The organism is Pseudarthrobacter naphthalenicus (genome assembly GCF_029076445.1).
In the GTDB taxonomy this organism is placed as follows: domain Bacteria; phylum Actinomycetota; class Actinomycetes; order Actinomycetales; family Micrococcaceae; genus Arthrobacter; species Arthrobacter naphthalenicus.
The window spans coordinates 232821-259509 of sequence record NZ_JARESG010000003.1; the positions used below are offsets into that span (position 1 = coordinate 232821).

The window sequence follows — 26689 nt, forward strand, 5'->3', positions numbered from 1 at the left end:
ACCCAGTTGGGACGGGAACGAACATTAAGAGGAGAAGTTTTGAATCAGGCTTTTGTGTACGACGCCGTGCGCACCCCGTTCGGTAAGTTCGGCTCCGGTCTCGCGGCCGTTCGCCCGGATGACCTTGCCGCGCACGTGATCAAGGAATCCGTGAAGCGCGCACCGGGGCTGGATCCGGAGCGGATCGACGAGGTGGTGTTCGGCAACGCCAACGGCGCCGGCGAGGAGAACCGTAACGTCGCCCGGATGGGCACCCTGCTGGCCGGCCTGCCGGTCTCGATCCCCGGTACGTCGGTGAACCGGCTGTGCGGGTCGTCTTTGGATGCGGCGATCATCGCCTCGCGCCAGATCAACGCCGGCGACGCCGAGCTGATGCTCGTGGGCGGGGCCGAATCGATGTCCCGCGCCCCCTGGGTGCTGCCCAAGACCGAGAAGCCCTACCCGGCCGGGGACCTGACCCTGGCCTCCACCACGCTGGGCTGGCGCCTGGTGAACAACGCCATGCCGAAGGAGTGGACCATCTCCCTGGGCGAGGCCACCGAACGGCTCCGCGAGAAGTACGGCGTGACCCGCGAGCAGCAGGACGAATTCGCCGCGAACTCCCACAACCTCTCCGCCGCCGCCTGGGACGAGGGCTTCTACGACAACCTGGTCACCCCGGTCCCGGGCACCGACCTGGTCCGCGACGAAAGCATCCGCGCCGGTTCCTCCGCGGAGAAGCTCGCCGGGCTGAAAACCGTGTTCCGCACCGAGAACGGCACCGTCACGGCCGGGAACGCGTCCCCGCTGTCCGACGGCGCCTCCGCGGCCTGGATCGGCTCCGAGAACGCCGCCGGGCTGCTCGGGCTCGAACCGCTGGCCCGCATCGCCGGCCGCGGCGCGCACGCCAACGATCCCCAGTTCTTCGGCTACGCCCCGGTGGAGGCCGCGAACAAGGCCCTCGCGAAGGCGGGCATCGGCTGGGACCAGGTGGGCGCCGTCGAACTTAACGAAGCGTTCGCCGCGCAGTCCCTGGCCTGCATCAACGCCTGGGGCATCGACCCGGCCATCGTCAACCGGCACGGCGGCGCGATCGCCATGGGCCACCCTCTCGGCGCGTCCGGCACCCGGATCCTGGGCACCCTCGCCCGGTCCCTGCAGGCCTCCGGCGAACGCTGGGGCGTCGCCGCGATCTGCATCGGCGTGGGCCAGGGCCTGGCCGTCGTCCTCGAAAACGTCACCGCCGGCAGCGGCACCAGCACAGGAAAGGCATAAGAATGCTGAATTTTGTAGACACCGTCAACGAGGCCGTAGCCGGCATCAAGGACGGCTCCACCGTGATGATCGGCGGGTTCGGCAACGCCGGGCAGCCCTTCGAACTGATTGATGCGCTGATGGACTGCGGCGCCAAGGACCTGACCGTGGTGAACAACAACGCCGGCCAGGGCGATCAGGGCCTGGCCCTGCTGATCAAGGAAGGCCGGGTCAAGAAAATGATCTGTTCCTTCCCGCGGCAGTCCGACTCCTGGCACTTCGACGCCAAATACCACGCCGGCGAAATCGAACTGGAACTCGTCCCGCAGGGCAACCTCGCCGAACGCATCCGCGCCGCCGGCGCCGGGATTGGCGGGTTCTTCACCCCCACCGGCTACGGCACCATGCTCGCCGAGGGCAAGGAGACCCGCATCATCGACGGCCGCGGCCAGGTCTTCGAGACCCCCATCCACGCGGACGTCGCGCTGATCAAGGCCCTGAAGGCCGACGGCGTGGGGAACCTCGTGTACCGCAAGACGGCCCGGAACTTCGGCCCCATCATGGCCGCCGCCGCCAAGCACACCGTGGTCCAGGTCTCGGAGATTGTCCCCACCGGCGGACTCGACCCGGAAAACGTCGTGACCCCCGGAATCTACGTCAACAGCATCGTGAAGGTGGCCTGAGCATGAGCACCGCAACTTCCCTCCAGACCAGTGACAAGCCCCTGGGCCGCGACGCCCTCGCCGAACTCGTGGCCCGGGACATCAAGCCCGGCTCGTTCGTGAACCTCGGCATCGGCCAGCCCACCCTGGTCTCGAACTACCTCAAGCCCGAGCAGAACATCACCCTCCACACGGAGAACGGCATGCTGGGCATGGGCCCGGTGGCCGTGGGCGACCAGATCGACGGCGACCTCATCAACGCCGGGAAAATCCCCGTCACCGAGCTGCCCGGGGCGTCCTACTTCCACCACGCCGATTCGTTCGCGATCATGCGCGGCGGCCACCTGGACATCTGCGTGCTCGGGGCCTTCCAGGTCTCCGCCACCGGTGACCTCGCCAACTGGCACACCGGCGCCCCGGACGCCATCCCCGCCGTCGGCGGCGCGATGGACCTCGCCACCGGCGCCAAGGACGTCTTTGTCATGATGACGCTCCTGACCCGCGAGGGCGCCTCCAAGATCGTGGATGCGTGCACCTACCCGCTCACCGGAGTCGGCTGCGTCACCCGCGTCTACACGGACAAAGCCGTCTTCCTGACCGGACCCGACGGCGTCACCGTCCGCGAGACCTTCGGCTGCACCCTGGCGGAACTTCAGGAGCTTGTCCCCGTCCCGCTGAAGGCGGCAGCGTAACGCCCCGCGGCCTCTAGGATTGGTAACCATGACCGACGCACCAGCAACTGCACGCACCGCTCCACAGGCGGGCGACCAGTACGTGCAGTCGCTGGCGCGCGGCCTGGCCGTGATCCGGGCCTTCGACCACGACCACCCGGTGATGACCCTCACCGAGGTGGCGGCCCGGACCGGCCTGACCCGCGCCACCGCCCGGCGGTTCCTGCACACTTTGGTGGAACTGGACTACGTCCGGACCGACGGCAAAACGTTCGCGCTCACGGCCAAGGTCCTGCAGCTTGGCTACGCCTACCTTTCCGGGCTCTCCCTGCCCCAGCTCGCCCAGCCCCACTTGGAGGAACTCTCCCTGAAACTGGGGGAGTCCACGTCCGCGGCGGTGCTGGACGGGACGGACATCGCCTACATTGCCCGGGTGACCACGCGCCGGATCATGAACGTGGGCATCACGGTGGGCACCCGGTTCCCCGCCTACGCCACGTCCATGGGCAGGGTGCTGCTGGCCGCCCTGCCGCCCGCCGGGCTGAAGGCTTACCTGGCCGAGGCGGAGATCAAGCCGCTGACGCCGCGGGCGCTGGGAACCGTGCCTGAGCTGTTGGCCGTGCTGGACACCGTCCGGAAACAGGGCTGGTGCCTGCTGGACCAGGAGCTTGAGCTGGGGCTGATGTCCGTGGCGGCGCCGGTCTATGACGGGCCCACCAAAGTGGTGGCCGCGGTCAACGTATCGCTGCAGGCCCAGGCCGTGGCGGCCCGGCCGGACCCGGACGCGTACCTGGCCTCCGTGGCGCAGGAGATTGTGGCCACGGCCAAGCTCATTTCGGCGGACCTGACCGCCCGGCGGTAACCCGGCAGGCGTTATTTTCCCGATCCGGGGACCCGGAAGTGCGAATATCTGACCAAAAACTCCCCGGAGCGCTTTAGACTCAAGCCAACTACGTCCGTAAGGGAGCTGGCGGTTGAAACTGGGCATACCGCGGGAACGGCATGAGGGTGAGCGCCGTGTTGCCGCCACACCGGAAACGGTCAAACAACTGGCCGGGCTGGGCCTGGACGTCCTGATCGAAGCGGACGCCGGTGCCGCCGCCGGGCACGCGGACCTTGAATACCTCCAGGCAGGGGCCAGCGTGGTCCCGGCCCTCGACCCCGCCGTGCTGGACATCCTGGTCCACGTCCGCCCGCTGGAGCCCGCGACGGCGAAAGCCCTGAGAAAGGGCGCCGTCACCGTGGGCCTGGCCTCGCCGTCGTCCGAGCTGGCAACCGTGCAGGCACTCGCGGAGGCGGGCGTCACGTCCTTCGCCCTGGAACTGGTGCCCCGGATCTCCCGCGCCCAGTCAATGGACGCGCTCAGCTCCCAGGCCCTGGTGGCCGGCTACCGCTGCGTCCTGGAGGCCGCCATCCGGCTGCCACGCTTCTTCCCCCTCTACATGACCGCGGCCGGCACCGTCCCGCCGGCCCGGGTCCTGGTGCTTGGCGCCGGTGTTGCCGGGCTGCAGGCCATCGGCACCGCCAAGAGGCTCGGCGCCCGGGTGTCCGCCAACGACATCCGGCCCGCCTCCGCCGACGAAGTGGCGTCCATGGGCGGCACCTTCATCAAGCTGGACCTGGAAACCGCTGAGGCATCCGGCGGCTATGCCCGCGAACTCAGCGCCGACCGCGGCGCCCTCCAGCGCGAACTCCTCGCCCCGCACGTTGCCCAGGCTGATGTGCTGATTACGACGGCGGCAGTCCCCGGCAGGCGCGCGCCGCTCCTGGTGAGCCGCCGGATGGTGCAGGGCATGCGCCCGGGTTCGGTCGTCGTCGACCTCGCCGCCGAGTCCGGCGGGAACGTGGAAGGCGTGGTTCCCGGGGCGGACATCCTGGTGCCCACCGCCGACGGCCAGGGCCACGTCACCCTGGTGGGGCTGAAGGATGCCCCGTCCGCCATGGCCTCGGACGCCTCCCGGCTGTACGCCAAGAACGTGGCCAACCTGCTCGCCCTGATGACCCGGGACGGCACCGTGGCTCCCGATTTCGGCGACGACGTGATCGCCGGGGCCTGCCTCACACACGACGGCGCGGTGCGGCACCTGCCCACGGCCGAGGCGTTGGGGGCGGTCATTCCGGCCCTGCCGGACCACGAGCCAAGCGTCCAGGACGACAGGCTCCAGAGCGAGGGGGGAATCTGATGGACGGCATGAGTCTGGTCACCGTCACGGTGCTGGCGGTGTTTGTGGGCTTCGAGGTGGTCTCGAAGGTCTCCAGCACCCTGCACACGCCCCTGATGTCCGGCGCCAACGCCATCCACGGCATCATCCTGGTGGGCGCCATCATCGTGGCAGGCCAGGCCGCGGATCCGGGCATCCTGGCCGTGGCGCTGCTCGCCGTGGTGCTCGCCACTGCCAACCTGGTGGGCGGTTTTGTGGTCACGGACCGGATGCTGCACATGTTCCACGGCCGGAAGGAGCCCGCCCGCACGGGAGCAGCGGGCAGCGGAGCCACCGCGCGGGAGGACCGCCCATGAGCCTCCTCGATCCGGTGTGGACCTCCCTCCTGTACCTTGCCGCAGCGGTGTTTTTTATCCTGGCACTCCGCGGCCTCAGCTCTCCCCGCACCGCCCGCCGCGGCAACCTGATCGGTGCCTTCGGTGCACTGCTCGCCGTCGTGACCGTTTTCCTGTCGGCAAGACTGGAGAATATTCCCTGGATCATTGCGGCCATCGCGGTGGGCACGGCGGTGGCCGCGCCCGTGGCCCGGCGCGTCAAAATGACCCAGATGCCCCAGCTGGTGGCGCTGTTCAACGGTGTGGGCGGCGGCGCCGCGGCGCTGGTGGCCCTTTTGGAGTTGAGCCATAACGGGGACCCGTGGGTGCGGCTTGCCATCGTCTTCACGCTCCTGGTGGGGGCTGTGTCCTTCGCCGGGTCGGGTGTCACCTTCGCCAAGCTCCAGGAGCTCATGACCACCCGCCCGGTGGTGTTCCCGGGGCTCCCCGTGGTGATGGCGGCGGTCCTGCTCGCGGCGGTGGGGACCGCCGTCGCCGTCGTCTTTACCGGGTCCCTGGCGCTCGCGGTGCTGCTCATGGTGCTGGGACTTGCCGCCGGCGCGCTGCTGGTGCTGCCGGTGGGCGGGGCGGACGTGCCGATCGTCATCTCCCTCCTGAATGCGTTCACTGGCCTCGCCGTGGCAGCGTCCGGTGTGGTGCTGGGCAATGTTCTGCTGGTGGTGGCGGGCACCCTGGTGGGCGCCTCGGGCACCATCCTGACCAGGGCCATGGCCGCTGCCATGGGCCGGAGCGTGGCCGGCATCCTGTTCGGCGCCTTCAAGGGCGGCTCGACGGCGGGATCCACCGCCGTGAGCGAACGTCCCGTCAGGTCCTCCAGCGCCGAAGACGTGGCTGTGCTCCTGGGTTATGCGCAGCGGGTCATTATTGTGCCCGGCTACGGGCTGGCCGTGGCGCAGGGCCAGCACACCGCCGCGGAACTGGCGCAGGCCCTGGAAGCCCGCGGGATCGACGTGGACTTCGCCATCCACCCCGTTGCGGGCCGGATGCCGGGGCACATGAACGTGCTCCTGGCCGAGGCCAACGTGCCGTACGAGTCGCTCAAGGAAATGGGCGAAATCAACTCCGAATTCCGGACCGCGGACGTGGCGCTGGTGGTGGGCGCCAACGATGTGGTGAACCCGGCGGCGAAGACCTCATCCGGCTCGCCGATCTACGGCATGCCCATCCTGGAAGTGGCCGACGCCCGCCAGGTGATCTTCCTGAAGCGCTCCATGCGGCCCGGCTTCGCGGGGATCGAGAATGAGCTCCTGTACGAGCCGCAGACGTCCCTGCTCTTCGGCGATGCCAAGGAGTCGCTCGCGAAGGTACTGGGAGCCGTGAAGGCGCTGTAGCAAGTAGCCTTTGCATAGGCATTACTCAACTTCACCGAAGGACACCATGACTGCCAACAGCTCCACCAGCCTCAAACGGCCGGCCATCATCATCAATCCCGCCAAGCCGGTGGAGATTGACGTGAAGGCACTGGCGGCCAAGCACTGCTCGGAGAACGGCTGGGGTGAGCCCATCTGGCTCGAGACCACCAAGGAGGACCCGGGGGTCGGCCAGACGAAGGAGGCACTCAAACAGGGAGCCGACGTCGTTATTGCTGCCGGCGGCGACGGCACCGTGCGGTGCGTGGCCGAGGTCCTCGCGGGCGGGGACGTGCCCATGGGCCTGCTCCCGTTCGGCACCGGCAATCTCCTGGCACGCAACCTGGGCATGGACGTCACGGATTTTGACAGCGCCATGGCCGGTGCCCTGGCGGGAACTGAGCGGAAGATCGACGTTGTCCGCGCCCGCCGGAACAGCCCGGACAAGGAACAGGTCTTCCTGGTCATGGCCGGGGTGGGCTATGACGCCACCATCATGGCCGACACCAACGAGGACCTGAAGGACAAGGTGGGCTGGCTGGCCTACGTGGATGCCGGCATCCGGAACCTGCCGGGCAAACCGGTGAAGGCCACCATCGCCATCGACGGCAAGGACGTGGTGCACCGCGGCGTGCGCAGTGTGATGGTGGGCAACTGCGGCAAGGTCCAGGGCGGACTCGAGATCTTCCCCGACGCCAAGATGGACGACGGCCTGCTGGATGTCGCCGTGCTGGCCCCGCGGGGAAAGCTTGGCTGGTTCTCGGTAATCGCCGGCATGATCGGCAAGGGCCGGGGCAAAGACACCTCCGTGGAGTACTACCAGGGCAAATCCGTGGAAATCACGCTGGAGCACAATGACGATTACCAGCTCGACGGCGACCATGAGGGCGACGGCAAGCACGTCCTGATGACCCTCGACCCGGGGGCGCTCACCATCCGCATGTAGCCCGCCCAACCAGGTAGCGCTATCTGTCGTTTTGAGGCCCCAGAACGACAGCTGACGCTACCTACATGGGGTGGGTCGGCGCCGGGCCGTGGGCCAGGATTTCAGCCAGCTCTGCGAGCCGGTGCGCGCGGGCTGATTCGGCCGGCGTGAACGGTTCGCCGGGACGGGCAAAGGTCAGCGGCCCGTGCCAGGCGGTGGGAACCTTCAGCCGCGTGCCGGCGTCGTAATTTTCGACGGCGGCCTCGGTCGGTGTGAGCACCCGTGCGTGCAGCAGCTCGGCCACGGCCAGCGGCAGCTCGTCCGGTGCGCCCGCGATCCGCGCCGCGAGGCTCAGCGCCCGGGTCTGGCCGTCCGCCATGGCCAGGGCGGTGGTGGGCCACACCTGGGACCGCGAGCCGCCGCCGTCGTCAAGGGCCGCCAGCAGCTGGCGCTCGCTCAGGTCCCCCGGCGCGGAAAGCACGAACTCATCGAGTACACCGCCGGCCACGGGGTGGACGTGGATGCTCAGGATGTTGGTATCGAGCCGGGCCAGCGCCCGGGTGATCTTCTGCAGCGAGCCGGGCTGGTCCTGCAGCATGGTGCGTGCCCGCCACAGGGCGGGGGCAGCGCCCAGTTTCCTGCGGTGCCGGAGCGCGGGAGCGTGCAGCCAGCCGCGCAGGATCCGGGCAGCGGACGGCTCAGCCACCCAGATCACCAGGACGGTGGCCGTCAGGGTGAGCGCCAGCACCTTGGCCAGGTACGGCAGGTGCGTTCCCACCACCAAAGCGTGCACCAGCAGTTCGATCGGGAGCATCACGGCCACGTTGGCAACGGTCAGCCGGGTCTTGGTGGGTTCTGGCATCAGGCCGCACACTTCACAGCTCAAGTCGGCCGCAGCGGGGTTGCTTCCGGTGTGTCTCATGGCTCAAGCGTGCCGTGCCGGTGTTTCGATGATGTTGCTCCGCCGTTCCGAACGTGGGAAAGGTCCGGGACATAGGATTGGGGAGGCCGGTCCTGCTGTTCCCGGCGGGTACCTCCCGCCCACGGGCCATCGAAGGAAGAGGCACCCGGAACTTGAAGTTTTTCGCTGAAATGTTCAGCATTGCGCCGAGCAACAACGATCACCAGCCGGCCCTGCGCTGCGCCGTCGGAATCTTTGTTCCCCTGATCACCCTGCTCTTACTAGGCCGGCTGGACCTGGCGATTTTCGCCTCCTTCGGTGCGTTCACCGGAATCTACGGGCGCAATGAACCGCACGGCACCCGGTTTGTGTTGCAGCTGCGCGCAGGCCTGCTGATGCTGTTGGTCATGTTCCTGGCTGCCCTCGCGGCCAGGGCGGGGAACGCCTGGGGGCTGGACCAGGCGGCGGCCACCTGGCTCCTCGTCCTGGCCACCACCCTGGTGGCCGGCGGGTGTTCCGTGGCGATCTCGCTGCTTCGCCTTCGTCCCGCAGGCTCGCTCTTCCACATCTTCGCGTTCGCCGCCATCGCCTCGATTCCAAACCAGCCGCCGGTCCCGGAGGCGATGCTCGTGGCGGTGCTGACCACCGCGCTTTCGCTGGTGATCGGCTTCTCCGCGCGCGTTCTTCCCCGGTACCGCACGCCCTGGGCGTGGCCGGCCCCGATCCGGCGGGCCGAGGGCGAGAAGCGGACGGCGTGGCTGGAAGGCCTGGGCTACCTCGTAGCGGCAGGCATGGCAGGCTCCCTGGCCACATTGGCCGGCACGTGGCTTGGATTCGGGCACAACTACTGGGCGATGGTGGCAGCTGTGGTCCCGTTGGTGGGGCACAGCACGCGGCACCGGATCCGCCGCGGCATCCAGCGAATCATCGGCACCGTGCTGGGCCTGGCGCTGCTCGCCGTCATCCTGCTGCTGAACCTCGCTCCCTGGCAGATCGTCCTGGTCATCGCCCTGTGCCAGTTCGGCGCTGAACTTTTCATTGCCCGCCAGTATGTGCTGGCCCAGGTGGTGGTGACGCCGCTGGCTCTGATCTCCACGCTGCTGGTGGTGCCGGCGTCCCCCACCATTCTGCTGCGGGACCGCATCATCGAGACGGTGATCGGCGCGGCGGTCGGTGTTGCCGTGGTCCTGGCACCGGCCTTGTGGCGGCGCCTCCGAGTGTAGTCTAAAATCCTCACCATTCAATGGAAGGGCGGTCATGGCTAATTCACTCTCCGGCGATTCCGTGGTGGACCGGGTAGTCCGGGTGATCTCCGCCTTTCCCGAAGGCGTCAGCAGCCTCCAGCTGTCCGACCTCGCGCACCGGGCGGGGCTGCCGCTCACCACCACGCACCGGCTGGTGCGGCAGTTGGCTGCGCACGGTTTGCTGGAAACGGTCGACGGCGGTGCGGTGCGGCCGGGGCTGCGGCTGTGGGAGCTGGTCAACCGGAATTCACCCACGCTGGCGCTGCGGCAGGCTGCCATGCCGTTCATGGAAGACATCCAGCAGGTGCTGAACCAGAATGTGAACCTGGCGGTCCTGGACGGCTGGGAAGCGCTCTTTGTGGAGCGGCTTTCCCGGCGCGGATCGGTGGCCAACAGGGCCCGGGTGGCCGGCCGGATGCCCGTCCATGTTTCCTCCGCCGGGCTCGCCCTCATGGCCCATCAGGACAAAGCCGTACAGGCCGCGTACCTCGGTCAGTTCTCGGATCCTGACGCCAGGGTGACGGGGGAGGCGGTGCGTGCCTTGCTCAGCGAGGCGGCCCATCAGGGCTTTGCCCAACTCGCGGGCGTGGTGGATCCGGACACCTGGGGCATAGCCGTCCCCGTGCTGGACGGCCGGCAGCGCGCCGTGGCCGCGCTCGGCGTCGTGGTTCCCCTGCGGGAGATGCGGCTCCAGGCCCTGGTGCCGGCCCTGCAAACCGCTGCCCGGGGTATCGCCCGCAGGCTTGGTGACGCCGCAATCCGGGATTAGATTCCGTTGAACGGAAAGAGTGTTACCGCAATCACGTTCCGGGCTGCACACTGATAGCCAGACGAACCAATCACCGGCTCTGCAGATTGCCAGAGCCCCCGCAACGAAGCGAGGCCCAGCCATGGCACAACGGAAAATCATCACCACCCAGGTGGCAATCATGGGCGCCGGCCCCGCCGGACTCATGCTCTCCCACCTCCTGGCCAAGGCCGGCATCGAATCCACCGTCATCGAGGTGCGCAGCCACAAGGAGATCTCCGAGACGGTCCGCGCCGGCATTTTGGAACACGGCACCGTCAACCTGCTCGTGGACAGCGGGGTCTCGGACCGGGTGCTGAGGGACGGCGACCGGCACGACGGCATCGAACTGCGTTTCAACGGCGAAAGCCACCGCATCGATTTCAAGGACCTCGTGGGCGAATCCGTCTGGCTCTACCCGCAGACGGACGTCTTCCTGGATCTCGCCGCCCGCAGGAAGGCCGACGGCGGCGACGTCCGGTACAGCGTCACCGACACCACCGTCCACGACCTCGAAGGCAAACCGAAGGTCTGGTTCACTGACGCCGACGGTGTTGAGTACGAGATCCAGACCGAGTTCCTGGTGGGCGCGGACGGTTCACGCAGCCACTGCCGCTTCCAGATCCCGGAAGCCCACCGCAAGTGGTACTTCCACGAGTACCCGTTCGCCTGGTTCGGCATCCTCGCCGAGGCCCCGCGCAGCTCCGACGAGCTCATCTACGCCAACTCGGACAACGGCTTCGCCCTGATCAGCCAGCGCACCGAGACCGTGCAGCGGATGTACTTCCAGTGTGACCCCAAGGAGAACGTGGCCGAGTGGGACGATGACCGGATCTGGGCCGAGTTCCGCAGCCGGGTCAACGGCAACGGCTTCGAGCTCAAGGAAGGCCCCGTCATCGACAAGATGGTGCTCCCGTTCCGCAGCTTTGTGCACACCCCCATGCGCTACGGCAACCTGTTCCTGGCCGGCGACGCCGCCCACACTGTTCCTCCCACCGGCGCCAAGGGCCTGAACCTGGCCATCCACGACGTCAAGATGCTTTTTGAGGGGCTGGAATCCTTCTACGGCAGCGGCTCCAGCGCCCTGCTGGACAGCTACGGAGACCGGGCGCTGGAGCGCGTCTGGAAGGCCCAGCAGTTCTCCTACTGGATGACCACCATGCTCCACACCCCGGCTGACGCCGATGACTTCTCCCGTGCCCGCCAGCTCGGCGAGCTGAACTCGGTGGTCTCCTCCCGCCACGGCAGGGCTTACCTGGCCGAGGCGTACACCGGCTGGCCCGGAGGAAAGTAAGGCCGCCGCCGACTAGGTGCCCAGGCGTCCGCCGGATGCCTCCAGGTAGCAGGACCCGCACAGGGATTCGTACCAGACGTCCTGGCCGTCGATGGCTACCTGGTCGCCATCGAACACCACGTCACTGCCGACGCGCCGGGTGTTGAAGATGGCTTTGCGGCCGCAGCGGCAGATCGTCTTGAGCTCCTCCAGCGTGTGGGCGACCTCCAGCAGCCGGCGTGACCCGGGGAAGGCGTGCGTCAGGAAATCGGTCCGGATGCCGTAGGCGAGCACGGGGACGTTGTCCAGGATGGCGACGCGGAACAGGTCATCCACCTGTTCCGGGGTGAGGAACTGCGCCTCGTCCACCAGGAGGCAGGCCACCGGCTTCTGGTCCACGTGCTCCAGGAGGGCATCGGGGTCATCGCCGGCCGCGTGGGCGGCGAAGAGTTCCCGGACGGAGGTGCCCAGCGAGATCAGGAAATCCACGGACCGGGTCATTCCCAGCCGGGACACAATGTCGGTGTCGCCTTTGGTGTCCACGTCGGGTTTGGCCAACAGGACGCGCTGGCCGCGCTCCTCGTAGTTGAAGGCCACTTGCAGGAGTCCGGTGGATTTGCCGGAGTTCATGGCGCCGTAGCGGAAGTAGAGCTTGGCCAAGATGGTCCTTTCAATGGGTCCGGCTATCGATCTTATGCCGAAGCCCGGACTCCTTCGCCGAACGGCCGGGCGGCCGGGTGGTCCGCCAGACGCCGGACGCCGCCCGCTCAACGCGGCCAGTAGCTCACAGCCTGCCGGCGGGCAGCGGTGCGGCGTCGGGCACGGAGGCGGCCTCCGCCTCGGTCACCTCGACTGCCGGGCCGCCACGGCGTTTCCCGGAGGTGCGCGTGCCGCGCCGGCTGGACCGGCCGTAGACCAAGTACATGGTCAGGCCCGTGATGATCATCAGCAGGACGGTGTAGACAAACGTGTTTGCCACGCCCTCCACCCCTTCGGCGCCGTCAGTGTTCGCCTTGATGACCAGGCCCAGCGGCTGGACCAGCGGATGGGCCAGGAAGATGGCCGTGTCGTAGTCATCCAGGAGGCTGTTGAAGTTCAACGCTGCAATGGCTGCCGCGGCGGGAAGCACCAGCGGCAGCAGGATCCGCCGGAAGACGTACAGGGTCTTCGCGCCCATGATGGACGCGGCCTCCTCCAGCGAGGAGTTGACCGACGCGAAGGACGCCTTCAGCATGCGGAGCGTAAACGGGATCTTGACCGTCACGAACGCGATCAGCAGGATCACCGTGGTTCCGGTCAGCACAGCGCCGCCCACCAGGGGGTTGGGGTGGTCGTAGCTGAGGATAAGCCCCAGGGCGAGCAGCGCCGAGGGCAAGACCCAGGGAATATGAAGGAGGTACTCGAACAGCGTGCTGACCCAGTTGCGGTACTTCTGCAGGAGGCGCGCCACAAACAGCAGCCCGCCCACCGCAATAATGGCGGCCAGCGCGCTGTAGACCACGCTGACGATGAAGGGACGCAGGCCGGATTCCTGCGTCAGGACGCGAACGTAGTTGTCCAGGGTCAGGCTGCCCGGCGAGAGTTGCCCGGTCTGGATGGCCGCCCCGTCAGCAAACGAATACAGCACAATCAGCAGCACCGGCAGCGTGTAGACAGCGAACAGGACGTAGGCGATCACATGCACGGCGACGTTGGCCGCCGGATTGGTGATCTGCTGCTTCTGCAAGGCGGAGGACACCTTTGATACCGAGAAGTAGGTGCCGCCCTTCTCGAGCCGGGTCATGACGGCCAGCATCAGGATGGTGGCCACCCCCAGGATGACAGCCAGCAGTGCCGCCAGATCGCGCGAAGTGGGGCTGTTGGTAAAGGTCAGGATCATGGGCGTAATGGTCTGGAACTCGCGGCCGCCCAGGACCTGGGGTGCGCTGAGCGCTCCCAGCCCGGTCAGGAAGGACAGGATGGTGACGGCGAACAGCGTGGGCTTGAGCATGGGCAGCACCACCCTGCGCAGGATGGTCCACGTGGAGGCGCCCAGGTTCTTGGCCGCCTCGATGGTCTGGTAATCCACGCCTTTGAGGGCGTTGGCGACGAACAGCATGTGGTTGGTGGTGGTGGCGAACGTCATCACCACCAGGACCGCGAAGAAGCCGGAGAACCAGGCCGCGTCCATGCCCGGGAACGCCTTAAGGAGCAGGGACGTGACAATTCCCTTGTCCCCGTAAATGAACTTGTACCCTGCAGCGAGCACGATACCGCCGTAGATGAAGGTGGAGGCGTAGCCCAGGAAAAGGATCCGGGAGCCACGGATCCTGAAGTAGTGGGTGACCAGGACGATGAAGATGCCCACCACATTCACGGTGATGGACAGCGCCACGGCGAGCATAAAGCTGTTGCCGAGGGATTTCATGGCGCGTTGGGAGGAGAAGAGCTTCTCCGCGGCCCGCCCGGAGAAGCTGCCGTCCGGGAAGAAGGTTGCCATCAGGACGTTGAGGTTGGGCCAGACCAGGAACGCTGCGATGAACCAGGTCAGCACCGTTCCCACAATCAGGATGAAGGGGGATCGGAGCATGCCTTTCGTCGACGTCCCGCTCATGGCGCGGCCACTGCCTGGTCCTGCTTCTCCAAGGCCTTGCCGGTGTCCGGGTGGTACTGCAGCACGTGCCCGGGCTGGACGTAGACGGTGGTTTGCGATCCTGCCGCCGGCTGCGCGACGCCGTCCTCCTTCACCAGCAGCCGGAGGTCCGCCCCATGGCTGCGCACAATGTAGCGGCTGTGCAGCCCGTGGTACGTGCGTGACACCACCTGCCCGGAAAGCCCGACGGCGGTGCCTCCGTTCGGGGGCTGCGTCAGTGACGCCTTTTCCACGCGGAGATAGGAGTTGGCGGCGGTGCTGAGCCCGGCGCCGGAGAGCCTGTTCAGTTCCGTGATGAATTCCGGGGTCAGCGGCGAGCTGTCACCGATGAAGTTGCACACAAATTCCGTGGCGGCATCATCGTAGATCGACTGCGGCGTCCCCACCTGCTCCACCACGCCCTTGTTGAAGACGGCCACCCTGTCACTCATGGCCAGGGCTTCGTCCTGGTCGTGGGTGACATAGACGGTGGTGATACCGAACTCGCTCTGCAGGTCCTTGAGCTGCTGCCGGAGCTGGTGCCTGAGCTTGGCGTCCAGGTTGGACAGCGGCTCATCCAGCAGCAGGATTTTGGGCCGCAACACCAAGGCCCGGGCCACCGCGACACGCTGCTGCTGACCGCCGGACAGCTCGGCAACATTCTTATGCAACTGGTCGTCGCTGAGCTCCACCCGGCGCGCGATGTCGCGCACCAGGTGGTCGGTCTCGGCGGATTTTTCCTTCCGGACCCGCAATCCGAAGGCAATGTTCTCCCAGACGCTCATGCTCGGAAACAGCGCATAGTTCTGGAACACCATGCCCACCTGCCGCTTGTCGCTCGGCAGCCGGGTGACATTCTTCCCGTCCACATGGACCGTACCGGCCGACGGTTCGATGAAGCCCGCCAACGTGCGTAACGCCGTCGTCTTCCCGCACCCGGAGGGGCCCAGCAGAGTGAAGAACTCGCCGGGTTTGACGTGCAGGTCGAGGTTCGGGATGGCTACGAAATCGCCGAACGTCACTTCAATGTTGTCGAGACGGATCATGAGTTACCTGTCTGGATTGCGGGCTGGCCGGGGTGCGGGACGGTGCGGGGTGGCTCCTACTGCATGTATTCGAGCTCAATCTTCTCGACCCAGGAGCCCATGTTCTCCTGGACAAATCCCCAGTCGATGTCCTGCTGCTTCACGGTGGAGAAGAACTTGACCACCTCGGGGTTGGCCTGGGCGGCGGCAGCCTTGTTGACGGGCATGGAGTTGAACTTCTTGGCGAAGGCGCCCTGCACGTCGGCGCTGCCGAACCAGTCGATGAACTTCACTGCCTCAGCTTTTTTCTTGGTCCCCTTCACCAGGGAGATCTGTTCCACGGCGAGCGGAACGCCGACGGTCGGGATCACCGGTTCCACCTTGACGTTGAAGGACTTCTCACGCTCGGCAATGATCGATGAGGGCATCTGGCCCATGTCCACCTCGCCCGAGGCGATCCGGGCGAAAAGGTCGGTCTTGGCCACGGCGGGGCTGCCGTTCCGGAAGTACTGTTCAACCTGCTTCCAGCCGTCGGCTGAAATGCCCAGGTCGCCTGAGCTGTCCTTGTAGCGGGACAGGATGCCGGCGAAGACCAGCTGTGCCGTTGCGGTTCCCAGCCCTGTCACCCGCTCGTAGCGTGACTTGAATTCGTCCTTGGTCCAGAGGTCGGTCCAGTCTTTCGGGGCCGCGCCGGCGCTGATCTTATCGGAGTTGTAACCCAGGAGGATGGCCTGCTTCACCAGCGGCCAGTAGGCCTTGCCGTCACCGTTGTCTCCTACCGCCGTATCCACTTCGCCTGCCCAGGCTGGCTCGAAGGGCTCCAGGGCACCTGCGGCCTTGATCTGCGCGAAATACATGTTGTTCAGCCCGAAGGCGACATCAGCAATGGGGTTGTTCTTTTCCGCGATGAGTTTGTTCGTGGCATCTGCGCCGCCGGCCCCCACCACTTCGATTTTGAAGCCCGCCTTGGCGGCCTCCGCGGTCCACCAGTCGCCGCGGCCCTCGCCGTTGGAGTTGGTGTAGACCACCAGCGTCTCACCGGAAGGAACAGTGGACGTGGACGACGGCTCACCGGATGCCGCGGGGGTTGCCGTGCCGGCACCACAGCCGGCCAGGAGGGTTACGGCCACGGTGGCGGCCATCAAAGTCTGCAGTTTACGCACGATCAGGACTCATTTCTGAACTTGGCTCGGAGCATTGTCCGGCAAGCCTATAGCTGGACTCGACACTTGGGGGCGTTAAAAGCTATCGATTCGATAAACAGCCCGGCTGTCTAGTCTGGTCCTTTCGCCGGAACGTTCAGGGCACAGTGCGTAAACGTGCGGTGAACGTTGGCGCTCTGCTGCGCCGGGGAGAGGATGCGGCGGGTCCCGCCGTCGTCAGTCCTGGTTCAGGGTTTCCGTGAGGTGATGGGTGGGGATGCGGTCCCGGTCATAGGTGATCTCGGTGTAACCGTGCGGCTCCGGCTGGCCGGACGCGCTGAGGTTCACGAAGACGATCTGCTCAATGGTGAGGATGCTCTGGCGGGTGATCATGTTGCGGACTTCGGCCCGCATGGTCAGGGAGGTGCGGCCGAACCGGGTGGCCGTCAGGCCCATCTCGATCAGGTCGCCCTGGACGGCCGAGCTGACGAAGTTGATTTCCGAGATGTACTTGGTCACCGCACGCCCGTTGCCGAGCTGGAGGATGGCATAGATGGCCGCTTCCTCGTCGATCCACTTCAGCAGGCTTCCGCCGAACAGCGTGCCGTTGGCGTTGAGGTCCTCCGGCCGCACCCATTTGCGCGTGCGGAAGGTGATGTCTGCTGGTTCCATACGGCGAGGTTAGCCGAAGGGCCCCGCGGTACGCAGTCTTTGGCGGCTGTATGACGTCTGCCCGCCCCGGCCGTTCTGTGGCGCCCCGGGGCCTCAGGCCATGGCTGTGTGGGCTGCGCTGTGTGAGTCGATTCGTTTGGCGTAGCAGTACGAGTGCTCGAGGCCGGCATAGGCGCCGAAGTTGGGGACGGGTTCAAAGCCGGAGTTCTCGTAGAAATTCCTGCCATCGGGCTGCGCAGAGCCGGCTTCGGCCTTGATCCGCGTGATTCCCTGTTTGTGCGCCTCGGCCTCGAGGGCTGCCAGGATGGAGCTCGCCACGCCTGAGCCGCGCGTGTAGGGAAGCACATAGAGCCGCTTGATCTCCGCCGTGGCATCGTCCAGGAGCCTGAGTCCGCCGCATCCCACCGGCTGGCCGGACCCTTTGTCGTAGGCGACGAGGAAGACCGCGCAGTCGGCGCCCGACGGCGGTATCCCGGGTTCGTGGTTCGGCGTGCCAAAGCGGGCGTCCAGTTCCGCCTGCTGGGCCCTGCGCAGATCGGCACCTACGGGGTTGGACCAGGTCACGGACCGGATGTTCAGGCGCGGGTTGGTCTGCATGGGTGCCTCGATTCGCCGAAGGGATATGCCTGACAACCTATGGGCCGTGGGTTACGCCCGTGTTTCCTTGCCGTAAGGAGTGAGAGAACACCACCATCGACCTGCAAAACAAACATTCTCGACTGCCTAGTTATTAGACCGCCTAAGATGATTGAATGGGCTCCACAAATGAAGGTTCCGGCTACTGGTACGGGCCGGACGGTCAATTGGACTACAGCGCTGCGGTGCTGAAGTCCCTCCGCGATTACCGCAGCGCCGAAACCACCGTCCGCCGCTCTACCCGCGACTCCATGGGCATGGGCGAGACCGACATCCTCGCGTTGCGGTACCTCTTGCGCGCGCAGGCGTCCGGGGGCACCGTGGTACCGAAGGACCTCAGCAAGTTCCTGGGTATAACCAGTGCCTCCACAACGTCCCTCATCGACAGGCTGGTGGCGAGCGGACACGTCCGGCGCGAGTCGCATCCGACCGACCGCCGATCGGTGGTGGTGGTGCCGACCGCCGAATCAGACCACGAGGTCCGTGAGACCCTCGGCGAGATGCACCGCCGCATGATGTCGGTGGCCGAGGACCTCTCGGCGGAGGAAGCCCGTGTGGTGGTGGACTTTCTCCGGCACATGACCCGGGCCATCCAGGGCGGACGAGGCGACACGAAAGAAAGTATCTAGTCCGGCTAGTTAGTCCGACTAGTAATATGTATGCTTAGGATCAGTCCGAAAGATCCTGAGGGAGTCATGAGCGCCATCAACGCATATTTTGAGGCAGTACCGCCGGGTCCCGTTTCCGCACAGGCCGCAGACCCGGTCCACTGGCCGGTGCATTGCGCCACGGAAATGGAAATGGTGATTCCGGAAGTGGGCGGCACCGCCGTCGGCTACACGTTTGAACCGGACGACGGGCCCGTCCGGCTGCCCCCTGTGTGGCGGTGCGGCTGTGGTTTCCAACTCGATGCCTGGGCAACCGGCTGGCCGGAGCTGGAAGCAGCACCGCTGACTTCCGAGCAGCCCGCTGACCACCGCGTGCCGGCCCTCAGCATCAGGTCATGACCGCCCTCGCGCTTTCTCCCACGGCACCTTCCCCCGCATACGGCGGCCTGCCTGCCGGCGAGCTGGTGGGCGCCCGCTTCCACCTGAGGGAACAACTGGGGCGCGGCTCCATGGCCCGGGTGTTCCGTGCCGTGGACCTGGCGGGGGGCCGCGATGTCGCCGTGAAGATCGCCCATGACGACTCGCCCAAGCACCGGGGCAGGATCGCCACCGAAGCCGCCGTCCTGGCCGGTTTGGATCATCCGTCGGTGGTCACCTTCTTTGGGGAAGGTACCGTGACCGGGCCGGGGGAGCTGTCCGGACGGCCTTACATTGTGGAGGAACTGGCACTCGGACCCTGCCTTGCCGAAGTGGTCCGCGGTCCGTTGCGTTCCCCGCTGGACGTTGCTGCGCTGGCTGCCGGACTTTTTGATGGCCTCAGCCACCTGCACCGTCGGGGTGTGGTGCACCGCGACATCAAGCCCGCCAACCTTATGCTCAGCGGGCTGCGGCGAAGCCCGGTCCGGATCGTGGACTTCGGCATCGCCGCCCCGGAGGGCGCGGCGCCCGAGCCGGGCATCTCGTCAGGAACGGTGCACTACATGAGTCCGGAGCAGGCCTCGGGCGGGGCCGCGCAGCCGTCCTGGGACGTCTACGCCCTGGGCCTGGTGCTCCTGGAACTGCTGACCGGAACAAGGGCCTACACCGGCACGGCTGTGGAGTCCCTGGTGGCACGGACCCTCCGCAGCCCGGCGGTTCCCTCCGCGTTGGGGCCCGGTTGGGGTGATCTTCTGCGTGCCGTCACCGCCATGGACAGTGCCGCGCGGCCGTCCGCGGCTGAAGCGGCCGTCATGGCCCGGCGACTCGCAGTTACCCGCCGCCCCATGCAGCTCCTGCGCGCGAGCTGAGAGCCCTGCGGCTGTTAGGTGCCGTCGACGTCCATGCCGGTCGGGTCCTCGGCCGTGGGGTCCGCAAGGGCAAGCCCGCCGATGGGGCTGCCATCCCAATGGATCAGTTTCCACCCTGACGCGGGATCCCCTTCCACCGCCACGATGCCGGTGTTGGCCAGGACATGGCGGGCGGCGAACTCGTGGCCGGCACCCGCGGCACGCAGGCCAACCCATGTGCGGATGGCGGCGCCGTGGCTGACCATGGCGACTGCCGCGGAGCCCGGGTCCCCGGCGGCGCGGTCGGCAATCCTGGTGATGTCGGCGTCGTACCTTTCAAAAAATTCATGCCCGTCAGGGCCGGCAGGCATGCGCCGGTCCAGTTCACCGGCCGCCCAGGCAAAGACCGTGGACATGTACTGCTTATGGGCTTCCTCATCCGTGAACTTCTCCAGGGAGCCGGCCTCGATCTCATGGAGTCCGCCCAGCACCTCAACCTCGAGGCCCTGCAACCGGGACAGCGGCGCCGCAGTGATCTGGGTCCGTACCAGCGTCGAGGCGTACAGGGCGCCGATCTGTTCGTTGGCCAGGGACCGTGCCATGGCCGCCGCCTGCCGTTCGCCCAGCTCGGTGAGCCCGGGCCCGGGATGGGCGGTGTCCAGTTGGCCAAGTACGTTGCCGGGGGTCTGTCCGTGCCGGATGAGGAGCAGCTTCATGCTCCCAGTTTCGCACGCCTGGAAGTCCAAGACCGGTCTTCGCGTTGACGCTAGGCGGTGAGGACCAGCGCTCTTCGGGAGGCGCTAGACATCAGTGCTATACGGGTTTTAAACCTGGGCTGAACCGATTCTAAAGAGGCGAGGCGATCCCAAAGGCGGAAGGTTTAAGCCGAATAAGATCATAAAAAACCTCAGTGACCATCTCTCGGTAGTCGTCACTTGGGTTGTAGTCTTCCAGAACCCCCGAGGGCACTTTAGGAACACCATTCAATCCGTCAGAAGAGTTGTGCGCTTTTAGCGAATTTCTGATCTTGTCGATGGCCAAGTCAATACTTGCAGCGTCTGAAAGGGGGCGGCTGGACCTGACTTGAGCGATTCCCACTGTCAACTCAGTGTGAGGAAGTCGTACCACTAAGTTCTCAACTTTTCGCATCCAACCTGGTCGGTTGTAGTTTTCCACAATCAGGATCGAATAAACGATGAGTTTTAGTAAAACGTCATCGTTTGTTTTCGCCGATATTCGTTCTCCGTGAACTGAACTCAGTTTCTCAAACCAGTGCACGATATACGTCGAAGGCTGTCGACGCTCGGACGACTTGTCATTCTTCGTTAGCCTACTCGAATCAAAATACAGCACCACGAGCAGTGCGGCGAAAAGCGAGGACCAGAGATTGTCTATCAAACCTGAGAAATCAGGCGCAAGCTGGACGAGGTAGGGGTTCTTGTCTAGCAGAGCAACGAGGGATGCGGCGACGAATGATAATGCTACACAGGCCGCATGAATGCCTCGCTCGGCCGGAAGGCTTCGCCGAGCAAAGACTAAAAAGCCGCTGCGAGGAGCTGTAGTGAGAATAGCCACCAGCAGAGTGTAGGGATAGACGGGAAGTTCGGGTAGATATCTGTTCAGAACGGCAGCGAGTAAGAGCATGATTAGGCTTGGGGGAACTGCTCGAAACGCAAAGAACGATACCCAGCGAATTTGAGGCAAACCTGCGATGGCGCTGACGGGTAGGTAGTGCACGGGACTATAAGTCAGAACTGACCTCGGATCAGCACCGGACTTAAGTAGCCTAAAGATCAATTCAACAAGTAATGCAGAGCCCAGTGACAGTAGCAGCGCAACTAGAATATTCACCCGTCTAGAGCGTTTTTTTGTTGGCTGAGCGGTGGTCTTGGGGCTCTATCACTTCAGGTGGTCCACCAGCTGGTCCGCGATGCCCGTGTACTTGCCCGGCGTGAGGGCGAGCAGCCGGGCCTCGGCGTCGGCGGACAGTCCCAGGCTTTGGACGAACTCCTGCATGCGGGCGGCGTCCACGCGCTGGCCGCGGGTGAGGTCCTTGAGGCGCTCGTAGGGGTTTTCCATGCCTTCGACGCCGGCAATCGCCTCGGCGCGCATGACCATCTGGATCGCTTCGCCCAGGACTTCCCAGTTGGTGTCGAGGTCAGCGGCCAGGACGTCCTCGGCCACATCGAGCCGGTCCAGGCCCTTGGCGACGTTGGAGATGGCGAGCAGGGAGTGGCCGAACGCTACGCCGATGTTGCGCTGGCTGGAGGAGTCGGTGAGATCCCGCTGCCAGCGGGAGGTGACCAGGGTTGAGCCCAGGACGTCCAGGAGGCCGGAGGAGATCTCCAGGTTGGCCTCGGCGTTTTCGAAACGGATGGGGTTGACCTTGTGCGGCATCGTGGAGGACCCGGTGGCGCCGGCCACCGGGATCTGGGTGAAGTAGCCGATGGAGATGTAGCTCCAGATGTCCGTGCAGACATTATGCAGGATCCGGTTGAAACGAGCGACGTCGGCGTACAGCTCAGCCTGCCAGTCATGGCTTTCGATCTGGGTGGTCAGCGGATTCCAGGTGAGGCCGAGGCCCTCCACGAATGACCTGGACACCTGCTGCCAGTCGGCGCCGGGAACGGATGCGACATGCGCGGCATAGGTGCCGGTGGCGCCATTGATCTTGCCCAGGTATTCGGTCCTGGCAATCCGGTCCAGCTGGCGGGTCAGGCGGTGCGCGATCACGGCCAGTTCCTTGCCCAGCGTGGTGGGGGTGGCGGGCTGGCCGTGCGTGCGGGACAGCATGGGCACGGCGCGGTTGTCCTCGGCCATCTTGCTGATCTGGGCTACCAGGGCGCGGGCGGCAGGGAGCCACACGTCCTCCACAGCGCCCTTGATGCCGAGCGCGTAGGACAGGTTGTTAATGTCCTCGGAGGTGCAGCCGAAGTGGACCATGGCCGTGAGGTTCTCGATGCCGATGCCCGCAAGGCGGCGGCCGATGTAGTACTCCACTGCCTTGACGTCGTGGACCGTGACGGCTTCGATGTCGGCCAGTTCAGCGACGGATGCCGCGTTAAATTCCATGACGATGGCGCGCAGCCGGTCCTGCTGCTCCTGGGTCAACGGGCCGGCCCCGGGGAGAACGTTGTTGCTGGTCAGGTGGATGAGCCATTCGACTTCAACCGCCACACGGTCCCGGTTGAGCGCCGCCTCGGAGAGGTAATCAACAAGGGGTGCGACGGCGGACTGGTAGCGGCCGTCCAGCGGGCCCAGGGCGATCGGCTCCGGTGACGCGGCGAGGGCCAGGCGTCCGGAGGGCGTGCGGGTATCAGCTGTGGCGGCAGTTTCAGGCATGTGCTGATTCTTTCACGAACTCCGGCCGGGGCTTAAGCGGAAGTTCATGCGCCGGCGGGCAGGGCTGACGCGGGAGGTTCCGGGTGGCTTGTCCACATAGCCGACGGCGGTGCTTCCCTGCCGTTTCCAGGGTCCGTAGCGTCAGAGGACAGGAGGCGCGGTCCCGCGGATGCGGCACGGAGCGCTCTGGGCGAGGCAAGGGATGCAGGAGGCAAGGGGGAAACATGAGCGGGGACTTAATTTTCGGCGATCTTGCGGCGAAAATGCGGCGCGGCAGTGAGGTTCAGGACCTGGCAGGGCGGGTTGCCGTGTGCGCGGACCGTGTGGCGCGGGTTATCGCCGGCTTTCGCGAGATCCAGTTGTTGGAGTGGCAGTCGCCAGCCGGGCGGGCCTACCGCGATTCGGTCGCCCTCCAGGAGGTCCAGCTGGGCCGGGCCAAAGTTGTGATCGAGGATGCGGTGGCGGCGGTGGGCCGCTACGCGCAGGAGGTGGCCTCCGCACCGGCCGCTGAAGCCGCGCCGGCGGGACATTTCCCATGGCCGAGGTAACACCGTCCGGTGCGGGTGGACCCATCAGGCTGACAGGTCCCACCGCGGCGGGAGGCCTGGAAATCCGGGGCGGCATTGGCGGAATCACGTTCCAGCTCGAGGAACTTGTGGGCGGGGCCGAGAAGCTGGACGGCCTGGCGGAGGAGCTGGCCAGTGTGGAAACCGACGTCCAGCGCATCCAGGGCAACTTAGGCCCCTACCAGCTCAGCCAGGCGCATTCCTGGACCGAGGCCATGTCCACGCTCACCCGGTCCTGGGCGGGCATTCAGGCTGTCCGGGCGGAGCTGCAGGCCATCAGCAGCCAGGTCCGTGCCAGCAAACGGGACTATGAAGCCGCGGAAGCGGTAACGAGCCTCTTGGCCAATATGGGCATCCCCTCCTTCCGCGACTTCGATCATGTGCGCCTGGACGATCCGCTGTGGCCGGACCTCCATGGCACTGATCTGGCGTTGCGCAACGCAGTGAAGGCCAGGCACGAAGTCCTCGGCATCGCGGAGGCTCTCTTTCCCGCACTGGAACCGCGCCGTATTGCGGTGGACCGGCAAGAGACCATGCCGATTGACTTCGACGGAACCCCTGCTGCGCTGCTGGAGCGGGCCCGGATAGTCGATGAAAGAGGGCCTGGTTACATCGAAGTCATCGAAACCGATTCGGGCGGGCAAAAGGCCTACGTTGTGGTCATCCCCGGCACGCAGGCAGGCGATGACATCGGGGGAGCGAACCCTTTTGATGTTGCAGGGATAGGCGAAGCTGTGGGTCACCAGTCCGCCGAGGTCAATATTGCGGTGCGGGCCGCATTGCAGGATGCCGGGGCGGAACAGGGGGCGCCCGTGGTGGCGGTCGGGTATAGCCAGGGTGGGATCCATGCCATGAATCTCGCGGCGGACCCGCAGTTCCGCAGCGAATACGAGATGAAGTACGTCCTCACGGCTGGATCCCCGGTAGGCGGCATCGACCCGGTTGCGGGCGTCACGTCCCTCCATCTCGAGCATCGCCAGGATGCAGTTCCCGGAGCCGACGGCACTCCGAACCCGGATGCCCGGAATCGCGTGACGGTAACGCTCCTGGACCAGGTAACCACGCCGGAGGGCGAAGACGTTGGCCTCGGCCCGGGCCATAGGCTGGCCAACTACCAGAAAGCAGCCGGCCTGATCGGGGCCAGCGATGACCCCACACTGACGGATTCAACCGCTGTCCTGGCGGGGGTGGTGGGACTTGGCGGCACGGCCACGGCCACTCGCTTCGCACTGACCCGAACCCCGGCAGCGACTGCCAGTGCTCCCGGTCCACTGCAGCAGCCCGCCCAGGGTCCACCGGTGCAGAAGTCCGAGACGGACCGGCAGGTGACCACCGGGAAAATGCAAGGCTGAGTGTTTGCCGTGCCGGCGGGGCCGGTGGGCCGGCGGGGCCGGTGGGAACTGGGGGACGGCGGGGCCGTACCCGCTGGGCGTTACCGCCTGCGTCCGCCTGGCACCCGTCCCGCCACCAGGGAGATGAGCGTAATGATGATCGCGGCAAGCACCGCTGTCCAGAAGAACGAGTCGATGGTGAAATGCACCGGTGTATAGCTGCTGAGCCATGACGTCAGGTACAGCATGGCGGCGTTGATGACGATCGTGAACAGGCCCAGCGTGAGGATGGTGATGGGCAGCGACAGGAAGCTGACCAGGGGACGGACAAACGCGTTCACCACACCGAAGATCAGCCCGATGAACAGATAGGCCAGGATGATGCCGGTGGTCTCCGTGCCCTGCGATACTCCGGTGTTGGCCACAGCCGCGGTGGTGGCGGACGTGGAGATATCCAGGCCAGGCAACAGCCAGCTGGCAATCCAGAGGGCCAACCCGTTGATCAGGACCCGAACAAAAAAGGAGCGCATGGGATTATGCTGTCACACCGCCCTGTGAGCTGTCCGGACCTGTGAGCTGTCCCGACCCCGCCTTGGCCCTTCTTCGGGAGAAGTAGGCTAGTTTTTATGACGTCATCAGAGATCCTGCCCGGGGAAATCCGGCCCCGCCCCGTGGTGGGCCGGCTTCCCCGCTACGCCGCAGGGAAGCCGCCCGTCGCCGTGGACGGACTGGCCAGCTACAAACTCTCCTCCAACGAGAACCCCCTGCCGCCGCTCCCGGCAGTGCTCGAAGCCATCGCCAACCAACAGGACTTCAACCGCTACCCGGACCCGCTCAGCAGCAAGCTGCGCGCGGCGCTCGCCGACTTCCTGGATGTTCCGGCAGAGGACATCGTCACCGGCGCCGGAAGCCTCGGCGCCCTCAACCAGCTCCTCGCCACCTTCGCCGGGCAGAACGACGACGGCAAAGCCGACGAAGTCATCTACGCCTGGCGCTCCTTCGAGGCCTACCCCATCAGCGTCGGACTGGCAGGCGCCGAAAGCGTCCGGATCCCGCTGCTTAACGACGGGCGCCATGACCTCGCCGCCATGGCCGCCGCCGTCACGGTGCGGACCCGGGTCATCCTGCTCTGCACGCCGAATAATCCGACCGGCCCCATCCTGACGGCCGCGGAAACGGAACAGTTCATTCAGTCCGTCCCCGCGGATGTTGTGGTGGTTATCGACGAGGCCTACCAGGAATTCGTTCGGGCCGGGGACGCTGTGGACGGCATCGCCCTCTACCGCCGCTACCCCAACGTGGTGGTCCTCAGGACCTTCTCCAAGGCCCATGGGCTGGCCGGTCTGCGGGTGGGGTACAGCGTCTCAAACCCGGGCCTCACCCAGTACCTGCGGGTGGCTGCCACGCCATTTTCCGTGTCACAGATCGCGGAGCAGGCGGCGATTGTTTCCCTGCAGAACTACCCCCAGGTTGTAGAAAGGGTACAAAGCATCGTGGATGAACGTGACCGGGTTACGGCGGGACTGCGTGAGCTGGGTTGGTTTGTACCTGAGGCCCAGGGAAACTTTGTCTGGCTGGACCTCGGGGCGAACAGCGCGGAATTCGCCGAACTGGCGGAGAAACAAGCGCTTTCGGTGCGGGCGTTCGGCGCCGAGGGGGTCCGCGTCAGCATCGGCGAACCGGAAGCGAACAGCCGGTTCCTGGCGCTCTGTGCAGACTATACAAAGCCGCCACAGCGTTCCTAGCGCTTAACGTGCGCTTTGACGAGGACCTACTGAAGATAAAGTAAGGATCAGTAAGCCAATATATATGCCGGATCGGTGATGCATTCCGACTGAGGCATATATCCCAGCGACATTGCAACGCATCCGCATGCGGCAAGCAAGGAG

At 65.8% G+C, this 26689-nt stretch carries 28 protein-coding genes; 17 read left to right on the forward strand and 11 right to left on the reverse strand.

Translation table 11 applies throughout. The features are described from left to right. The first annotated feature begins 39 nt into the window (after positions 1 to 39). The 8 genes from PY310_RS04700 (at position 40) to PY310_RS04735 (ending at position 7418) form a co-directional block, all read left to right on the forward strand. Positions 40 to 1254 carry a thiolase family protein gene (locus PY310_RS04700; protein WP_275213072.1) on the forward strand — a complete coding sequence of 405 codons (1215 nt, stop codon included), beginning with the start codon at positions 40 to 42 and terminating at the stop codon, positions 1252 to 1254. Between the two features lie 2 nt (positions 1255 to 1256). After that, positions 1257 to 1916, forward strand: a complete 660-nt coding sequence (locus PY310_RS04705) for a 3-oxoacid CoA-transferase subunit A (RefSeq protein WP_275213073.1) — start codon at positions 1257 to 1259, stop codon at positions 1914 to 1916. Between the two features lie 2 nt (positions 1917 to 1918). After that, on the forward strand, positions 1919 to 2587 hold the full coding sequence (locus PY310_RS04710; RefSeq protein WP_275213074.1) for a 3-oxoacid CoA-transferase subunit B: 669 nt from the start codon (positions 1919 to 1921) through the stop codon (positions 2585 to 2587). 28 nt (positions 2588 to 2615) lie between these two features. Then, positions 2616 to 3428, forward strand: coding sequence for an IclR family transcriptional regulator domain-containing protein (locus PY310_RS04715; protein ID WP_275213075.1), 813 nt, complete (start codon positions 2616 to 2618; stop codon positions 3426 to 3428). Between the two features lie 112 nt (positions 3429 to 3540). After that, on the forward strand, positions 3541 to 4749 hold the full coding sequence (locus PY310_RS04720) for a Re/Si-specific NAD(P)(+) transhydrogenase subunit alpha (RefSeq protein WP_275213076.1): 1209 nt from the start codon (positions 3541 to 3543) through the stop codon (positions 4747 to 4749). Then, positions 4749 to 5084: an NAD(P) transhydrogenase subunit alpha part 2 gene (locus PY310_RS04725; protein WP_275213077.1), complete on the forward strand. Its 336-nt coding sequence runs from the start codon at positions 4749 to 4751 to the stop codon at positions 5082 to 5084. Before PY310_RS04720 ends, PY310_RS04725 begins: the two co-directional genes overlap by 1 nt. Then, positions 5081 to 6454, forward strand: coding sequence for an NAD(P)(+) transhydrogenase (Re/Si-specific) subunit beta (locus PY310_RS04730; protein WP_275213078.1), 1374 nt, complete (start codon positions 5081 to 5083; stop codon positions 6452 to 6454). The genes PY310_RS04725 and PY310_RS04730 overlap by 4 nt, the downstream gene beginning before the upstream one ends. 46 nt (positions 6455 to 6500) lie before the next feature. Next, positions 6501 to 7418, forward strand: coding sequence for a diacylglycerol/lipid kinase family protein (locus PY310_RS04735; protein WP_275213079.1), 918 nt, complete (start codon positions 6501 to 6503; stop codon positions 7416 to 7418). A gap of 61 nt (positions 7419 to 7479) precedes the next feature. Here the strand turns inward: PY310_RS04735 and PY310_RS04740 are convergent, their stop codons facing one another. Continuing rightward, entirely contained in the window at positions 7480 to 8319 is an 840-nt protein-coding gene (locus PY310_RS04740; RefSeq protein WP_275213080.1) for an ACT domain-containing protein, read from the reverse strand. Positions 8320 to 8471: 152 nt separating this feature from the next. On the opposite strand from PY310_RS04740, the gene PY310_RS04745 reads away from it, so the two are divergent. The 3 genes from PY310_RS04745 (at position 8472) to PY310_RS04755 (ending at position 11623) form a co-directional block, all read left to right on the forward strand. Then, the gene (locus PY310_RS04745) at positions 8472 to 9521 is read left to right on the forward strand and encodes an FUSC family protein (RefSeq protein ID WP_275213082.1); all 1050 of its coding nucleotides are present in this window, start codon (positions 8472 to 8474) and stop codon (positions 9519 to 9521) included. Between the two features lie 34 nt (positions 9522 to 9555). Continuing rightward, positions 9556 to 10311 (forward strand): IclR family transcriptional regulator, encoded by a 756-nt coding sequence (locus PY310_RS04750; protein WP_275213083.1) that lies wholly within the window; start codon positions 9556 to 9558, stop codon positions 10309 to 10311. A gap of 121 nt (positions 10312 to 10432) precedes the next feature. Further along, on the forward strand, positions 10433 to 11623 hold the full coding sequence (locus tag PY310_RS04755; RefSeq protein ID WP_275213084.1) for a 4-hydroxybenzoate 3-monooxygenase: 1191 nt from the start codon (positions 10433 to 10435) through the stop codon (positions 11621 to 11623). Positions 11624 to 11635: 12 nt separating this feature from the next. Here PY310_RS04755 and PY310_RS04760 read toward each other — a convergent pair whose 3' ends face one another. From PY310_RS04760 to PY310_RS04785, 6 genes are all read right to left on the reverse strand, one after another. After that, a complete protein-coding gene (locus PY310_RS04760; RefSeq protein ID WP_275213085.1) occupies positions 11636 to 12262 on the reverse strand; it encodes a thymidine kinase in 627 nt (208 codons plus the stop codon). Between the two features lie 124 nt (positions 12263 to 12386). Further along, positions 12387 to 14171, reverse strand: a complete 1785-nt coding sequence (locus tag PY310_RS04765) for an ABC transporter permease (protein ID WP_419095449.1) — start codon at positions 14169 to 14171, stop codon at positions 12387 to 12389. 20 nt (positions 14172 to 14191) lie between these two features. Next, the gene (locus tag PY310_RS04770; RefSeq protein WP_275213087.1) at positions 14192 to 15259 is read right to left on the reverse strand and encodes an ABC transporter ATP-binding protein; all 1068 of its coding nucleotides are present in this window, start codon (positions 15257 to 15259) and stop codon (positions 14192 to 14194) included. A gap of 56 nt (positions 15260 to 15315) precedes the next feature. After that, complete coding sequence (locus tag PY310_RS04775; protein ID WP_275213088.1) at positions 15316 to 16401, reverse strand: extracellular solute-binding protein; 1086 nt, start codon at positions 16399 to 16401, stop codon at positions 15316 to 15318. A 216-nt stretch (positions 16402 to 16617) separates the two neighbouring features. Next, entirely contained in the window at positions 16618 to 17052 is a 435-nt protein-coding gene (locus tag PY310_RS04780; protein WP_275213089.1) for an acyl-CoA thioesterase, read from the reverse strand. Positions 17053 to 17145: 93 nt separating this feature from the next. Continuing rightward, positions 17146 to 17649, reverse strand: coding sequence for a GNAT family N-acetyltransferase (locus PY310_RS04785; RefSeq protein ID WP_275213090.1), 504 nt, complete (start codon positions 17647 to 17649; stop codon positions 17146 to 17148). 155 nt (positions 17650 to 17804) lie between these two features. On the opposite strand from PY310_RS04785, the gene PY310_RS04790 reads away from it, so the two are divergent. The 3 genes from PY310_RS04790 to PY310_RS04800 all read left to right on the forward strand — a co-directional run bounded on the left by PY310_RS04790 (position 17805) and on the right by PY310_RS04800 (position 19582). Continuing rightward, positions 17805 to 18317 (forward strand): MarR family winged helix-turn-helix transcriptional regulator, encoded by a 513-nt coding sequence (locus PY310_RS04790; protein WP_275213091.1) that lies wholly within the window; start codon positions 17805 to 17807, stop codon positions 18315 to 18317. A 66-nt stretch (positions 18318 to 18383) separates the two neighbouring features. Continuing rightward, positions 18384 to 18695, forward strand: a complete 312-nt coding sequence (locus tag PY310_RS04795; protein ID WP_275213092.1) for a hypothetical protein — start codon at positions 18384 to 18386, stop codon at positions 18693 to 18695. Continuing rightward, entirely contained in the window at positions 18692 to 19582 is an 891-nt protein-coding gene (locus PY310_RS04800; protein ID WP_275213093.1) for a serine/threonine-protein kinase, read from the forward strand. The genes PY310_RS04795 and PY310_RS04800 overlap by 4 nt, the downstream gene beginning before the upstream one ends. 14 nt (positions 19583 to 19596) lie before the next feature. Here PY310_RS04800 and PY310_RS04805 read toward each other — a convergent pair whose 3' ends face one another. From PY310_RS04805 to purB, 3 genes are all read right to left on the reverse strand, one after another. Continuing rightward, the gene (locus tag PY310_RS04805) at positions 19597 to 20277 is read right to left on the reverse strand and encodes a histidine phosphatase family protein (RefSeq protein WP_275213094.1); all 681 of its coding nucleotides are present in this window, start codon (positions 20275 to 20277) and stop codon (positions 19597 to 19599) included. A gap of 130 nt (positions 20278 to 20407) precedes the next feature. Further along, positions 20408 to 21136 carry a hypothetical protein gene (locus PY310_RS04810; protein WP_275213095.1) on the reverse strand — a complete coding sequence of 243 codons (729 nt, stop codon included), beginning with the start codon at positions 21134 to 21136 and terminating at the stop codon, positions 20408 to 20410. A gap of 324 nt (positions 21137 to 21460) precedes the next feature. Further along, positions 21461 to 22903 carry an adenylosuccinate lyase gene (gene purB / locus PY310_RS04815; protein ID WP_275213096.1) on the reverse strand — a complete coding sequence of 481 codons (1443 nt, stop codon included), beginning with the start codon at positions 22901 to 22903 and terminating at the stop codon, positions 21461 to 21463. A gap of 224 nt (positions 22904 to 23127) precedes the next feature. Here purB and PY310_RS04820 point away from each other — a divergent pair, with 224 nt between their 5' ends. Then, entirely contained in the window at positions 23128 to 23451 is a 324-nt protein-coding gene (locus PY310_RS04820; protein WP_275213097.1) for a hypothetical protein, read from the forward strand. Further along, positions 23439 to 24821 (forward strand): hypothetical protein, encoded by a 1383-nt coding sequence (locus PY310_RS04825; RefSeq protein ID WP_275213098.1) that lies wholly within the window; start codon positions 23439 to 23441, stop codon positions 24819 to 24821. Before PY310_RS04820 ends, PY310_RS04825 begins: the two co-directional genes overlap by 13 nt. Before the next feature lie 80 nt (positions 24822 to 24901). Here the strand turns inward: PY310_RS04825 and PY310_RS04830 are convergent, their stop codons facing one another. Then, positions 24902 to 25330 carry a phage holin family protein gene (locus PY310_RS04830; protein WP_275213099.1) on the reverse strand — a complete coding sequence of 143 codons (429 nt, stop codon included), beginning with the start codon at positions 25328 to 25330 and terminating at the stop codon, positions 24902 to 24904. Positions 25331 to 25426: 96 nt separating this feature from the next. On the opposite strand from PY310_RS04830, the gene PY310_RS04835 reads away from it, so the two are divergent. Further along, entirely contained in the window at positions 25427 to 26545 is a 1119-nt protein-coding gene (locus tag PY310_RS04835) for a histidinol-phosphate transaminase (RefSeq protein ID WP_275213100.1), read from the forward strand. The last annotated feature ends 144 nt before the right edge of the window (positions 26546 to 26689 follow it).

Coding starts and splice junctions, on each gene's coding strand:
- PY310_RS04705 (WP_275213073.1), top strand. CDS start 1,257: ATGCTGAATTTTGTAGACACCGTCAACGAGGCCGTAGCCGGCATCAAG.
- PY310_RS04710 (WP_275213074.1), top strand. CDS start 1,919: ATGAGCACCGCAACTTCCCTCCAGACCAGTGACAAGCCCCTGGGCCGC.
- PY310_RS04715 (WP_275213075.1), top strand. CDS start 2,616: ATGACCGACGCACCAGCAACTGCACGCACCGCTCCACAGGCGGGCGAC.
- PY310_RS04725 (WP_275213077.1), top strand. CDS start 4,749: ATGGACGGCATGAGTCTGGTCACCGTCACGGTGCTGGCGGTGTTTGTG.
- PY310_RS04730 (WP_275213078.1), top strand. CDS start 5,081: ATGAGCCTCCTCGATCCGGTGTGGACCTCCCTCCTGTACCTTGCCGCA.
- PY310_RS04735 (WP_275213079.1), top strand. CDS start 6,501: ATGACTGCCAACAGCTCCACCAGCCTCAAACGGCCGGCCATCATCATC.
- PY310_RS04740 (WP_275213080.1), bottom strand. CDS start 8,319: ATGAGACACACCGGAAGCAACCCCGCTGCGGCCGACTTGAGCTGTGAA.
- PY310_RS04750 (WP_275213083.1), top strand. CDS start 9,556: ATGGCTAATTCACTCTCCGGCGATTCCGTGGTGGACCGGGTAGTCCGG.
- PY310_RS04755 (WP_275213084.1), top strand. CDS start 10,433: ATGGCACAACGGAAAATCATCACCACCCAGGTGGCAATCATGGGCGCC.
- PY310_RS04765 (WP_419095449.1), bottom strand. CDS start 14,171: ATGCTCCGATCCCCCTTCATCCTGATTGTGGGAACGGTGCTGACCTGG.
- PY310_RS04770 (WP_275213087.1), bottom strand. CDS start 15,259: ATGATCCGTCTCGACAACATTGAAGTGACGTTCGGCGATTTCGTAGCC.
- PY310_RS04780 (WP_275213089.1), bottom strand. CDS start 17,052: ATGGAACCAGCAGACATCACCTTCCGCACGCGCAAATGGGTGCGGCCG.
- PY310_RS04785 (WP_275213090.1), bottom strand. CDS start 17,649: ATGCAGACCAACCCGCGCCTGAACATCCGGTCCGTGACCTGGTCCAAC.
- PY310_RS04790 (WP_275213091.1), top strand. CDS start 17,805: ATGGGCTCCACAAATGAAGGTTCCGGCTACTGGTACGGGCCGGACGGT.
- PY310_RS04795 (WP_275213092.1), top strand. CDS start 18,384: ATGAGCGCCATCAACGCATATTTTGAGGCAGTACCGCCGGGTCCCGTT.
- PY310_RS04800 (WP_275213093.1), top strand. CDS start 18,692: ATGACCGCCCTCGCGCTTTCTCCCACGGCACCTTCCCCCGCATACGGC.
- PY310_RS04805 (WP_275213094.1), bottom strand. CDS start 20,277: ATGAAGCTGCTCCTCATCCGGCACGGACAGACCCCCGGCAACGTACTT.
- purB (WP_275213096.1), bottom strand. CDS start 22,903: ATGCCTGAAACTGCCGCCACAGCTGATACCCGCACGCCCTCCGGACGC.
- PY310_RS04820 (WP_275213097.1), top strand. CDS start 23,128: ATGAGCGGGGACTTAATTTTCGGCGATCTTGCGGCGAAAATGCGGCGC.
- PY310_RS04825 (WP_275213098.1), top strand. CDS start 23,439: ATGGCCGAGGTAACACCGTCCGGTGCGGGTGGACCCATCAGGCTGACA.
- PY310_RS04830 (WP_275213099.1), bottom strand. CDS start 25,330: ATGCGCTCCTTTTTTGTTCGGGTCCTGATCAACGGGTTGGCCCTCTGG.
- PY310_RS04835 (WP_275213100.1), top strand. CDS start 25,427: ATGACGTCATCAGAGATCCTGCCCGGGGAAATCCGGCCCCGCCCCGTG.